Origin of the sequence: Bacillus sp. MYb78 (assembly GCF_002975115.1) — a bacterium.
GTDB classification, from domain to species: domain Bacteria; phylum Bacillota; class Bacilli; order Bacillales; family Bacillaceae_G; genus Bacillus_A; species Bacillus_A cereus.
The window spans coordinates 1-13,135 of the sequence record NZ_PCOB01000019.1; the positions used below are offsets into that span (position 1 = coordinate 1).

Consider the following 13,135-nt stretch of genomic DNA (forward strand, 5'->3'; position numbering starts at 1 on the left):
TTTCAGCAACACTCTCACTTCACGTCTAAACGCTTATAGAGAAACGTGTCGCGCCCGCAGATTGCACAACATCAACTGCCGCTTTCACATCCGCTAAGTCATATGTAGAATGTACTGTCATAAAACGTAATTGCTTATTTTCTACTAAACGAATTAAGTGACGAAACGTCTCTTGCCATTTATATGCGGACACATCTTTATTCCAATGTCGTAAATGAAATATGTTCGCGTGCACTTTTGCTTTCGTGACAATCTCTGCCCAGTTTACTTGTATTCCTGACAGAAGTCCTATAGTTAAAAAGTGCCCATTGGGACGTAAGGAGAAAGCTAATTCATTTCCATCCGGTCCCCCAATAGAATCAATCGCAGCGTCTGCACCTCTGCCGTTTGTTAATGTCATAACTGTTTCATAAAGCGGGGCAGTGGAAGTATCGATTACATATTCAGCACCTAGGCGTAGTAACTCCTCTGTATGCTTATTACTTCTTGTCACGGCAATGAGTCGGAAGTTTAAAATTTGTGATAACTGCGCAAAAAGATGGCCAATAGCGGATCCGCAAGCATTTACTAATAAAATGTCATTTCGTTTTAAGTTTAGCGTTTCTGTACATGTAACCCACGCCGTAAGAGGATTAATATACATTTGTGCCGCTGTAAAATCATCAATCGAATCAGGAATAGGGACTACAAAGTCAGCTGATGTCTTCACATATTCTTGCCAAGTACCTTCCCCGCGTAACGGTAACACACGTTTATCGATAAGGTCTCTAGAAACAAAAGCTCCTACATCTTCTACAATACCAACACCTTCATAACCAGGTATGTTAGGTAAAGGGATTCTATGTGCGTACGCTCCGGTTATTGGAATTAAGTCAGATGGATTAATCGGTCTAACTAGCATACGGACGAAAACTTCATTATCTTTTAGTGGTTCTATATTTTTATATTCAACTTGTAATACGTCTTTTGGATTGCCAAACTTATGAAATTGAATGCATGTTCCAAGCAAAATAATTTGCCCCCTTAGTTTCATTGGATTTATTATAGCATTTTTAGTTTGGGTGGTTATTTTGTTAGTGATAAATAGGGTTTTTAATTTACGTATTTATCAGAATTTTATAAAATGTGTATATAACTATAAAATGGGGGGATTTCTTCATGTGTACTAGTTTGACGTTACAAACTAAAAATTTCCAACATCTTTTTGCAAGAACAATGGATTTCACATTAGATATGAATCAGGAAGTAATAATCATCCCTCGGCGTTATCAGTGGAATAATATAACTGGTGAAACGATCCGAGCGAAAAAGGCTGTTGTCGGAATGGGAATTAATTTTGGAGGAAGGGTCATGATGGCGGACGGAGTAAATGAAGCTGGTATGACATGTGCAACTCTCTATTTCCCAGGATTCGCTACTTATAGTAATCATATAGATAGCAATAAAACGAATGTAGCGCCATTTGATTTTGTGACTTGGAGCCTCACGCAGTTCAATTCTGTTGAAGAATTAAGAAAATCTATTGATAACATTGCCTTTATAGATGTGCCATTACCAGTTTTAGGAATTACGCCACCACTACATTGGATTTTAGCAGACAAATCGGGAGCGTGTATTGTACTTGAGCCGACAGCTGATGGAATAAAAGTGTATGACAATCCAATAGGAGTAATGACTAATAGTCCGGAGTTTAATTGGCATTTACAAAATTTAAGACAATATATTGGACTTAAATCGCAGCCATTTGCGCCAACTGAGTGGGGAGATGTACCATTAAGTGCTTTTGGCCAAGGTTCAGGAACGATGGGACTTCCTGGAGATTTCACCCCGCCATCAAGATTTGTACGGGCAGCATATGGCAAACAAAACATTCAAAGTATAGAGAACGAAGAAGAGGGGATATCGGCTATTTTTCATATCTTATCAAATTGTGAGGTTCCTAAGGGGGCAGTAATAACAGAAGACGGTATATTAGATAATACGATCTATACAAGTGCAATGTGTATGGAGTCTGGAACATATTATTACCATACTTACGATTGTAGACAAATTATAGCCATTCATTTATTCAATGAAGATTTAGATACAGCTGAGATTAAAACGTATCCGTTCCAGCGGAAGCAAAAAATCTTTTATGAAAACTGATAAAAACACCTCCATTGAATTTGCATACTTAGTATGCGAATTCGGGAGGTGTTTTTCTATTAAGCCGAAGCTTTCTTCATTCTCTCAAGTAAACTAGATAACACATGCGTACGATAAGATTCTAGTTTTTTACCTTCATAAGTACGGATACCTAATTTTTTAAGTTCTTTTACATACCAACCTTTGCTTCCGAAATACATGTGATCGCTCCCCTTCAACTTTGTTTTTATTTGTCCTGATTATACTTGGAGGTACAGGAATTATAATGAAGGAAATGAATTTCGCGCGAAAATGGTTAACTTTGTTGCAAAAGACATATATACTAAAGGTAGTATACAACGAGGTGGGCAAGACGTGATTATAGAGAAGCACGAAATTCAAATTGACCAAATTACTAGCGGTAAAGTGAATATCTTTACTTTCTATAGAAATAGAAAGCAAATTGATGATCATTTTTTACGATTGCAAGAACCATCGCTTACAGCAAACTACTTCTTCCATTTTCATTTTGATGCAGAGAGCTTGCATCTACTGCAGAAAGAGTTTCCGAGCGTATATCCGTACGACGGTAGTGAAACGATTCACGACTGGACGGAAAAGATGAAAGCTGAATTGCAACATCAGATCCAAACAGGTAAATGGAATAAACGCGTACGTATTGGTAATCGCATTCTAGATGTGGTGTTTACGTGGTGTGACGAAGATATAGTAGAGTGAAAAAGAAGCGGATGACGCTTCTTTTTTTTAGCGCTGGAATAAAACGAGCTTACCTGCAGAAGATGTACAACGATGTGTTTTTTCATGCAATCCTTTTTCTTGTAAAATAGATTCACCTTTTGCTTTTGCTTCTTTTTCAGTTGCCGCCTCGAATGATTCGTCTAATGCTTTTGAACCATCTTTTTCAAAGACTGTTAGAACGTATACTCCCATGAAAATTCCCTCCAATAATTAAAATCAGAATCTTATAATTATTTTGACATAAAACGCTACAATATGCAAAGAAATATATGACATTGCGTGGTAAAATAGAATGAAACTTTAATCATCGAGAATATTTTCATTCTCGATGATTATTAGTTTTCAGCGATGTTAATTTTAATAAAATGAAACTTTTGAAAGATAGAAAGGATCGTTATTTGTGAAACAAGTAAAGTTTATACATGCGGCTGATTTGCATTTGGATAGTCCGTTTAAAGGAATGGAGATGAATGTTGCGCAGTCTGTTTGGGAGAGAATGAAGCAAAGTACGTTTGAATCATTTGAGCGTATTGTTGATAAAGCGATTCAAGAGCGCGTTGATTTCGTATTACTAGCTGGGGATTTGTATGATGCGGAGACGAGAAGTTTGAGGGCGCAAGTGTTTGTGCGTGAGCAAATGAAGAGACTTTCGCAGTACGATATCCCTGTTTTTATTATTCACGGTAACCATGATCATTTAGGAGGAAGCTGGGCAGCGATTGAGTTTCCGGAAAATGTTCATGTGTTTACCGATCCTTATGTAGAAGAGAAATCATTTTATAAAAATGGTGAGCTATTAGCTTCTATTTATGGGTTTAGTTATTTGCAGCAAGCGGTAACGGATAATATGACAGCGCAGTATACGAAAATGAGTGATGCGCCTTTTCATATTGGCATGCTTCACGGAAGTGTGGAAGGAGATGCAGAGCATAATCGCTATGCACCGTTTCAAATTCGTGAATTGAAAGAAAAACAGTTTGATTATTGGGCTCTTGGCCATATACATAAACGTGAAATTTTATCAGAAGAGCCATACATTATTTATCCAGGAAACATACAAGGTCGTCATCGTAAGGAAACAGGCGAGAAGGGTGCGTACCTTATTGAACTTACGAAACAAGGAACGCAGTGTTCATTTTTCCATACGGCAGATGTTGTATGGGATGAGATCGAGGTTTGTATTGATGGACTTGAAACTGTTGATGAACTTATGACGAGCATGTCAACTGCGATGAATGATTGCCGAAGAGAAGAGGAAGGGACGCTTTTAACTGTCGTATTCACAGGGCAGGGCCCACTTTCTCCTTATTTGCGTGACGAAAAGCGTGTGGAAGAGATTTTTCACATTTTAGCATCTGGCGAAGAGCGAAAAGATTTCTTATATGCAATGAAGTGGAAAAATGAGACGGTTTCTTTTGCAGAAATCGAACGTTTGAAAGCGGAAAATCATTTCGTCGGTAGTGTGCTAAAAGAGTTAGAAGCTTTCACAAATATGGACGGCGTGTTGCGCACCATTTGGACATCCCCTGTAGCGCGTAATAGTATTGAATCTTTTACAGAAGAAGAGAAGAAAGAGATTCAGAAGGAAGCAGAAAATATTATTTTAGAACAATTATTCCAGCAAGAGAGGGATAAAAAATGAAAATTGAAAAACTCCATATTTATGGGTATGGAAAATTAGAAAATGTGGAAATGGATCTTTCCTTGCTGACGGTGCTATACGGTGAAAATGAAGCGGGGAAATCGACAATTCGCTCGTTTATGAAAAGTATTCTGTTCGGTTTTCCGACGAGAGGACAGCGCCGTTATGAGCCGAAAGAAGGCGGGAAGTATGGCGGTGCGCTGACTGTGCAAACAGAGCAATACGGTCGTTTGAAAATTGAACGATTGCCAAAGACGGCAGCTGGCGAGGTGACCGTTTATTTTGAAGACGGGAAAACGGGCGGCGAGGAGATTTTAAACGACATATTAAGCGGGATGAATGAAAGTTTATTTGAATCGGTCTTTTCATTTGATATGCATGGTCTTCAAAATATTCATCAGCTCGGCGAAGCGGATATTGGCAATTATTTATTTTCGGCAAGTGCAGTCGGAAGCGATGCGCTATTACAGTTAGATAAAAAGCTAGAAAAAGAAATGGATCAACGCTTTAAACCGAGTGGGCGTAAACCGGAAATTAACGTGTCACTGCAAGAAATGAAGAAACTTGAAGAGAAGATGAAAGAGTGGCAAGGGAAAATTGGCACGTATGAAAAACAAGTCGAGCAATTAAAAGAAAGTGAAGAGAAACTTGCTTCTGTTCGCGGAGAGAAAGAGAGTGCAGAAAGGCGAAAGCAAGATTATGAAATATTAGCAGCGCTAGAGCCACTCGTTATTGAAAAGCGTGCGCATGAGAAAGTGTTAGAAAATGAGAGCGGGCAGTTTCCTGTAAACGGAATGGCGCGCTATGAAGCGATTAAGGCGAAGATGGAGCCGCTTCAGTTACAAGTTGATTCGCTCCATAAGAAAATCGAGACAGTGCAATCGGAAATTGCCTCGATTCAAATAGATGAAGAGTTTTTACAAAAAGAAAGTTATGTAGAAGAACTTCGTATGCAGCATTTGTCTTATGAAAATGCGTGCCAAGAAATGCGTGATATGACAGGAAGTATTACGAATATAAAAGAAGAAATTGCAGAACTAGAACAACAAATTGGTGCTACTTTTGAAAAGGAAGCGGTTCTTGCGTTTGACATGAGTTTGGCAACGAAAGAATTAATTACGCAAACCGTGCAAAAGGCACGTGAATTAGAAACACAAAAAGCACAGCTTGATGATCGTTTTAAAGTAGCGCAAGAGCAATTAGAAGAACAAGAAGAAAATATAAGACAGATTCAGAAACAAATGTTAGTTGATGAAGAGCGAAATACGTTAGTTGAGAAAGAGAAATCGTTCCAAGACGCGGCGTTTATCGATATGGGTGCAGAGAGAATGAAACGTAAGTATGAAGAAAAAGCAGGAGCGGCTATGCAAAAGAAAAAGCAGTGGCAAAGAATTTGTCTTCTGTTACTTCTTATTAACACGCTTGTTTTATTCACGAGTTTATTTATTGATAACCGCCCGCTCTTATTTATTAGTGTTATTGTTTTTGTAGGGATTGTCCTTGCTCTTGTTTTATATAAAGATCCGTCAAGTGGATTACAAGAAGAGCTTCTTACTCTTCGGCAAAGTGCTGGCGGGAGACAAAGTGAAGAAGCGATGTCTGTTCGCTATCAGTTAGAAAAAGATGAAGAAATTCGTAAGCTATTTGAGCGTGAGTCTTATAAATTGCAGCAAATGGAGCGAGCTTATGATAAAGTCGTTTCATCGTATGAGGAATGGGAGAGAGAAACGTTCCAGGCGGGAGAACAAGTAGATGCATATAAAACGCGCTATATGTTCCCAGAATTTTATACGTATGCACACATATTGCCAGCGTTTGAGCGTATTGAAAAAATGCAGCAATTATATCGGGAGTTAGAAAAACAAGGCACGCGAAAATCTTCATTATATGAAATGATTTCGCATTTTGAACAGAAACTAGAAGCTGTTATCGGTAGTGCGGAGTATAGTAAGCTACACGGGGCACAAAGTCGTATGCAAAATGAGAAAGAGAAGCGCCAAACTTGTAAGCAGTTAAAAGAAAAACTGGCGGAATGGCAAGAAGAATATGAGTTTATGCAAGAACAATTAAAGCAATTGCTAGTAGAACGAGACAGTTTATGGCATATTGCAGAGGCTACAGATGAAGAGATGTTTTTAGAAGCAGGTAAACTAGCGGAAAAACGTGAAGATGCTGAGAAACAAGTAGTGCGTTTATTACCGCAAATTGATCTGTTAGAACAGCGTTTAAAGAGTTTATCATTAGCTGAACATTACGAAGCTGACGGTTATGAAGAGAAATTAAAGAGAGAAATTACAGTCGTACAAAACTGTCTGGTGCAAGAGAAAGAACTGACAGAGCGCATCGCGAAACATCGTATGGAAATTGCGAATTTAGAAGAAGGTAGTACGTACGGAGATTTAATGCATGAATGGGAAATGAAAAAAGCGCAATTGCGTGAACAAGTGAAGAAATGGGCTGCTTATGCGGCCGCAAAAACGGTGTTAACGAAAACGAAGCAATATTATCATGAAGTGCATCTGCCTCGTATTTTACAAAAATCAGAAGAGTATTTCGTCTATTTAACGGGCGGACGCTATAGTAAAATCTTTTCACCGTCAGAGGCGGAGCCGTTCGTTGTTGAACGTAACGACGGTATACGTTTTTACAGTCATGAACTAAGCCAAGCGACAGCGGAGCAGTTATATTTATCGCTGAGATTTGCACTTGCGAAAACATTTGAACATGATTACCCATTTATTATTGATGATAGTTTCGTGCACTTTGATGCGGTAAGGACGGATCGAACGATTGAACTAATAAAGGAAATCGCAAAAGATAGACAAGTCATCTTCTTTACATGTCATGCGCATTTACTCGCGTATTTTACAGAAAAACAGATTGTAAAATTAACACATAAGCGTAAAGAAAATGAGTTGTGATATGCTATACTAAAAGTAACTGATTTGGTGGAGGAATTCGAATGAAAAAGAAAATTGCAGAATATGAAGTTGGTGAACAAGTCGATGTTTTCTTGTTAATTAAAACAGCGACAAAAGGTCTAGCAAGTAATGGAAAGCCATTTTTAACAGTAATCTTACAAGATCCAAGTGGAGATATTGAAGCGAAGCTATGGGACGTATCACCAGAAGTTGAGAAACAATATGTAGCAGAAACAATCGTTAAAGTAGCTGGTGATATTTTAAACTACAAAGGACGTATTCAATTACGTGTGAAACAAATCCGTGTTGCGAATGAAAATGAAGTAACAGACATCTCGGATTTCGTAGAAAAAGCACCAGTGAAAAAAGAAGATATGGTTGAGAAAATTACACAATACATATTTGAAATGAGAAACCCGAACATTCAACGTCTAACAAGACATTTGTTAAATAAGCATCAAAACGAATTTTTAGAATATCCAGCAGCGACAAAGAACCATCACGAGTTCGTATCTGGACTAGCTTATCACGTCGTATCGATGCTAGATTTAGCGAAAGCTATTTCAAATCTATACCCATCATTAGATAAAGACTTACTATATGCAGGCGTTATTTTACATGACCTTGGTAAAGTAATTGAACTATCTGGCCCAATTTCTACAACGTATACGTTAGAAGGAAACTTACTAGGCCACATTTCTATCATGGTGAACGAAATTGGTAAAGCAGCAGACGAATTGCGAATCGATGCAGAAGAAGTATTAATTCTTCAACACATCGTCCTTTCGCACCACGGAAAAGCAGAATGGGGTAGCCCAAAACCACCATTAGTAAAAGAAGCAGAAATTCTGCACTACATCGATAACTTAGATGCAAAAATGAACATGATGGACCGCGCATTAGGACGCACAAAACCAGGTGAATACACAGAGCGTGTCTTTGCACTTGATAATCGTTCGTTCTATAAACCGACGTTCCATAATTAAAAGTGTGAATAAAGTGGCCTCATTAAGTTTTAAAAGCTTAGTGAGGCTGTTTTCTTTATTAAAAATTAAATGAAATAGTTAAGAAGTACGCATGGGATTAACGAAGAACGATTAAAACATATCTCACCACTAGAATGGGAGCATATCAACTTTAATATGGCAGATACTTAGAATCGCTTCAGCCTGTATAACAGGCCTAAAAATAAGAGTTGAAACTTGTTTAGCATCTATTTTTGTTAAAAGGTGGGAGAATTGTGCTATGATGTGGGCAAATATAAAACTATCTAAAGGAGGGATTTACATGCCGCATATTGTGTTTCGTGGAATTACTACTGAACAATTAAAACACATAAGCAAGCCATTAGTAGAAGAGCTCGCAGAGATTTGTGAGTGTGGTACGGATAATTTTACGTTGGAACTACCAAGTTCTACGTTTATATTCAATGGAGAAGAAATAGAAGCGTTTCCTCTTATTGAAGTGAAATGGTTCGAGCGTGGACAGGAAATTCGTGATCGATTTGCCAAGGCCATTACTACATATGTAATGGATTTTGGACTTCCAGAAGTAGAGGTTGTATTTACGGTTTTCACAGAATCAGCGTATTATATTAACGGGAAGCAATGTGCAAGTTAGAGCTATTATAAATGTTTTTGTAACATTTATCCCGCATTAACGGGCAGTAAGACCCCGACCTCAAAATTCAGCGGAAGCAAAGAAGTTAGGTGGGGGATCAACTGTCCGTAAAAGCCCGATTGGTTCAACTAATAATCAGTGGGGGATGAACAAAACCCCCACTGATTAAAGTTTCACTTTATAAGGGATAGAACCACATCGCTATCAAGCTAACTAGACAAAATACCCTCTAAAAAGAGCAAGGCGTTATTCTTTCTGAGAAATCATAGGAAAGGATAACGCCTTTATATCAATTTTAATATAATCGATTCACTTCTTTATAAAAAGTTTGGTTATTTTATTGAAGCTTATTCCACAAACACACCCGTTTGTTCACTTTTTTACTGTTTGAAAGCCATACTTTTTATATTGATTCATTTATTGGAAAAACCGAAAGTTTTAAACTCTCTCTATTACATATTTATTTTTGGAAAAATAGCCTAACTCCAAATACTAATAATACTGTGCCAGTAATACCCTCTATTGTACGGTTCACCTTTTCTTTTCTTAAAAAAGTTCTTAATTGACGTATTAGAGAGATATAAAGTAAATACCATATTGCTGTCAAAGTCGTAAATGTGAATCCCAACAAAAGAAATTGGAAGAAATGACTTTGATTACTCACAATAAATTGGGGTAGAAAACTAAGGAAAAATACAGCCGTTTTTGGGTTTAAGATTGCCGTGGTAAATCCTTGTCTAAAACTTTTAACCGTTCCAATATCCTTAGAGTTTATCTCCACTGAACCTGACACCTTTTCTTGTTTAGAAAAGGCACTTTTAATTGACTTTACAGCTAAATAAATTAAATAAAATGCCCCAGCATATTTTATTAATGTAAATAGCATAGCAAATTTCATTAAGATAGCAGAGAGTCCTAGTGTAGCCATTATTGTATGAATCATCATTCCAGATACCGTTCCTAAGACGGTCTTTATCCCACCATTTCTACCATGAGAGATAGTGTTTTTTGTAACTAAAGCAAAACCGGGACCAGGCATCATTATAATAAGGAGTGCTGTAAGGATAAATAGCATATAATTTTCCATGTTATGGTATTTCCTTTCTGATTTTTAGTTTCGCTTATAGTATAGCTTTTTTCCTTAAAACATTAAATATAAAAAGTGTGATCAGGATAGTATCATAAACTTTCAAGGAGTTGTAATTGAATTATAGAGGGCTTCACTTGAATAATGTTCTTCTGTAAATGAGCGTTTTTTAATTACTTTTTCTCGGAACACTCTTAATTTTCTTTCGTTTATCGAGGGTATTAGTATCAACTTGACCAAACATTATCTAAAAACTACATTTAACATTTACGAAAGCATATTCGAATAATCATTCATTAAATTTCTTATCAATCAACAAAAATTAATTATCATAAGGAAGAGGTACGTGAACTTCTATTTAAGAAATTACTTATTCTTGAAAAAAACGAATTAACTCCCCATAAATAATTGTAAAGATATAAAATTCTATAATTCCCTCGGAGCAAAAAAGTTGTCTTTTATAGCAACGAAGTTCATTTTTATCGTTTTGGGGTAGTGTATTCTTGGTAGCTTGATGGGCATGGAGAGCTTTGAGTCTTTAGCTTGATAGTGATGTGACGCTATCCAGAAATTAATGATTTTACACCCTAAATGTTATTTAACAAAAAAATCTTGAATTCGAGATTTTTCACTTGCTTTTCAATCACTTGAGGTGTAAAGTGATAGTAACGAAAGCGATTGAGTCATATGAAAAACATACACTCAGTTGTTTTCGATTAAAAAACAAAGTAACTTATACAGTAAAAACTAAGATGAATTTACAAAAACATAATTAAGAATAAATTGAAAAGCTAAAAACCATATTAGTTGTGGGAAATGTTATTTTTTTAGTTATCACTTGACTAGTAAAACGAAACGGAGGAATAACCAATGTATGAAATTAAAGGGCATCATCACATTTCAATGGTTACGAAAAATGCAAATGAAAATAATCACTTTTATAAAAACGTGCTTGGCTTGCGTCGTGTGAAAATGACAGTAAACCAAGATGATCCGTCAATGTACCACTTATTTTATGGAGATAAAACAGGAAGTCCAGGTACGGAATTATCATTTTTTGAAATTCCATTAGTAGGAAGAACATATCGCGGTACGAATGCGATTACTCGAATTGGATTACTCGTTCCTTCAGAGGATAGCTTGCATTACTGGAAAGAACGCTTTGAAAAATTTGATGTGAAACATAGTGAAATGACAACATATGCAAATCGTCCTGCTTTGCAATTTGAGGATGCTGAAGGTCTTCGCTTAGTATTACTCGTTTCAAACGGAGAAAAAGTAGAGCACTGGGAAACTTGGGAGAAATCAGAAGTTCCTGCAGAGCATCAAATTCAAGGAATGGGTTCTGTGGAAATGACAGTTCGTAGACTTGATAAAATGGCGAGTACACTTACAGAGATGTTTGGTTATACAGAGGTTAGCCGCAGCGAAGAGGAAGCAATTTTTCAATCCATTAAAGGAGAGGCTTTTGGAGAAATCGTTGTGAAATATTTAGATGGTCCTACTGAAAAGCCGGGCCGCGGTAGCATTCACCATTTAGCAATTCGCGTGAAAAACGATGCAGAGCTTGCTTATTGGGAAGAACAGGTGAAACAAAGAGGCTTCCAGTCTTCAGGAATCATCGACCGTTTCTACTTTAAAAGCTTATATTTCCGTGAATCAAACGGAATCCTTTTTGAAATTGTGACAGATGGACCAGGGTTTACAGTTGATGGAGATGTGGAACATTTAGGAGAAAAACTTGATTTACCACCGTTCTTAGAAGATCAGCGTGCAGAGATTGAAGCGAATTTAGCACCGATTGAAGAGAAGTAATAGAAGAAAATATACAAATTTAACATATAAATGAAACCCATTGGAGGAATATAAAATGAACCAATTAAAAGGAATTCACCACGTTACAGCGATTACAAGTAGTGCAGAAAAAAACTATGAGTTTTTCACTCACGTTTTAGGAATGCGTTTAGTTAAGAAAACAGTAAACCAAGATGACATTCAAACGTATCATTTATTCTTTGCAGATGATAAAGGTAGTGCAGGAACAGATATGACATTCTTTGACTTCCCAGGTATTCCAAAAGGAGTACACGGTACGAATGAAATTTCAAAAACTTCATTCCGTGTTCCGACTGATGCAGCATTAGAGTATTGGGTGAAACGTTTTGACCGTCTTGAAGTAGAACATACAGGAATTAAAGAGCAATTTGGTAAGAAAACTCTTTCTTTCGTTGACTTTGATGACCAACGCTATCAATTAATCTCAGATGAACTTGATAAAGGGATCGAATCAGGTACACCATGGCAAAACGGACCAGTTCCATTAGAATATGCAATTACTGGTTTAGGGCCTGTATTCATCCGTATTGCAAACTTTAGTTTCTTCAAAGAAGTGTTAGAAAAAGTTTTATTATTTAAAGAGGTTGCGCAAGAAGGAGAATTCTATTTATTTGAAGTGAATAAAGGTGGAAACGGTGCATCTGTCATCGTAGAACATAATACAGTTCTTCCTGAAGCACAACAAGGTTTTGGTACAGTGCACCATGCGGCATTCCGCGTAGAAGATCGCGCTGTATTAGAAGAATGGATTGAGAGAATCAGTAGCGTAGGGCTTCCTTCATCGGGTTATGTAGATCGTCACTTCTTCGAGTCATTATACGCAAGAGTTGCACCACAAATCTTATTTGAATTTGCAACAGACGGCCCAGGATTTATGGGAGATGAGCCATACGAAACACTTGGTGAAAAATTATCTTTACCTCCATTCCTAGAGCCAAAACGTGAAGAAATTGAAAAATTAGTTCGTCCAATTGATACAGTGAGAAGTACGAAGGAATTTATTAAAGAGTAAAAATAGAGATAGTAAGTAGGAGAGCAAGTAGTTTTAGCGGAGTGCTGGAACTGCTTGCTTTTTTATTTATCCTAGTAAGTTTTCTGACAATTGTTTCTCAAGTTATTAAAAAGGAAAACTTTGGTATAATTAAT

General features: G+C 37.0%; 12 protein-coding genes. 8 read left to right on the forward strand and 4 right to left on the reverse strand.

Annotation, left to right across the window (positions count from 1 at the left end):
• Positions 1-25: 25 nt before the first annotated feature.
• Positions 26-1,009, reverse strand: a complete 984-nt coding sequence (locus CQ064_RS25535; RefSeq protein ID WP_000901733.1) for a zinc-dependent alcohol dehydrogenase family protein — start codon at positions 1,007-1,009, stop codon at positions 26-28.
• 149 nt (positions 1,010-1,158) lie between these two features.
• Between CQ064_RS25535 and bsh the strand changes: the two genes are divergently transcribed.
• Positions 1,159-2,145, forward strand: a complete 987-nt coding sequence (gene bsh / locus CQ064_RS25540) for a choloylglycine hydrolase (RefSeq protein WP_000337588.1) — start codon at positions 1,159-1,161, stop codon at positions 2,143-2,145.
• A gap of 59 nt (positions 2,146-2,204) precedes the next feature.
• Here bsh and CQ064_RS25545 read toward each other — a convergent pair whose 3' ends face one another.
• The gene (locus tag CQ064_RS25545; protein WP_000273536.1) at positions 2,205-2,345 is read right to left on the reverse strand and encodes a YflJ family protein; all 141 of its coding nucleotides are present in this window, start codon (positions 2,343-2,345) and stop codon (positions 2,205-2,207) included.
• 154 nt (positions 2,346-2,499) lie between these two features.
• Here CQ064_RS25545 and CQ064_RS25550 point away from each other — a divergent pair, with 154 nt between their 5' ends.
• Positions 2,500-2,862, forward strand: a complete 363-nt coding sequence (locus CQ064_RS25550) for a hypothetical protein (protein ID WP_000582785.1) — start codon at positions 2,500-2,502, stop codon at positions 2,860-2,862.
• Positions 2,863-2,889: 27 nt separating this feature from the next.
• On the opposite strand, the gene CQ064_RS25555 is transcribed toward CQ064_RS25550, so the two are convergent.
• Complete coding sequence (locus CQ064_RS25555; RefSeq protein ID WP_000539550.1) at positions 2,890-3,075, reverse strand: YhzD family protein; 186 nt, start codon at positions 3,073-3,075, stop codon at positions 2,890-2,892.
• 208 nt (positions 3,076-3,283) lie between these two features.
• Here CQ064_RS25555 and CQ064_RS25560 point away from each other — a divergent pair, with 208 nt between their 5' ends.
• From CQ064_RS25560 to CQ064_RS25575, 4 genes are all read left to right on the forward strand, one after another.
• Positions 3,284-4,525, forward strand: coding sequence for a metallophosphoesterase family protein (locus tag CQ064_RS25560; RefSeq protein WP_000815691.1), 1,242 nt, complete (start codon positions 3,284-3,286; stop codon positions 4,523-4,525).
• Entirely contained in the window at positions 4,522-7,446 is a 2,925-nt protein-coding gene (locus CQ064_RS25565; protein WP_000687647.1) for an ATP-binding protein, read from the forward strand. Before CQ064_RS25560 ends, CQ064_RS25565 begins: the two co-directional genes overlap by 4 nt.
• A 41-nt stretch (positions 7,447-7,487) precedes the next feature.
• The gene (gene yhaM / locus CQ064_RS25570) at positions 7,488-8,432 is read left to right on the forward strand and encodes a 3'-5' exoribonuclease YhaM (RefSeq protein WP_000726653.1); all 945 of its coding nucleotides are present in this window, start codon (positions 7,488-7,490) and stop codon (positions 8,430-8,432) included.
• 301 nt (positions 8,433-8,733) lie between these two features.
• Positions 8,734-9,066, forward strand: coding sequence for a DUF1904 family protein (locus CQ064_RS25575; protein ID WP_001120257.1), 333 nt, complete (start codon positions 8,734-8,736; stop codon positions 9,064-9,066).
• A 460-nt stretch (positions 9,067-9,526) separates the two neighbouring features.
• Here the strand turns inward: CQ064_RS25575 and CQ064_RS25580 are convergent, their stop codons facing one another.
• A complete protein-coding gene (locus tag CQ064_RS25580) occupies positions 9,527-10,153 on the reverse strand; it encodes a LysE family translocator (RefSeq protein ID WP_000433011.1) in 627 nt (208 codons plus the stop codon).
• Positions 10,154-11,023: 870 nt separating this feature from the next.
• Between CQ064_RS25580 and CQ064_RS25585 the strand changes: the two genes are divergently transcribed.
• Both CQ064_RS25585 and CQ064_RS25590 read left to right on the forward strand, forming a co-directional pair.
• Positions 11,024-11,968: a ring-cleaving dioxygenase gene (locus CQ064_RS25585; RefSeq protein ID WP_000272975.1), complete on the forward strand. Its 945-nt coding sequence runs from the start codon at positions 11,024-11,026 to the stop codon at positions 11,966-11,968.
• 55 nt (positions 11,969-12,023) lie between these two features.
• Entirely contained in the window at positions 12,024-13,001 is a 978-nt protein-coding gene (locus CQ064_RS25590; RefSeq protein WP_001072559.1) for a ring-cleaving dioxygenase, read from the forward strand.
• Positions 13,002-13,135 lie beyond the last annotated feature (134 nt).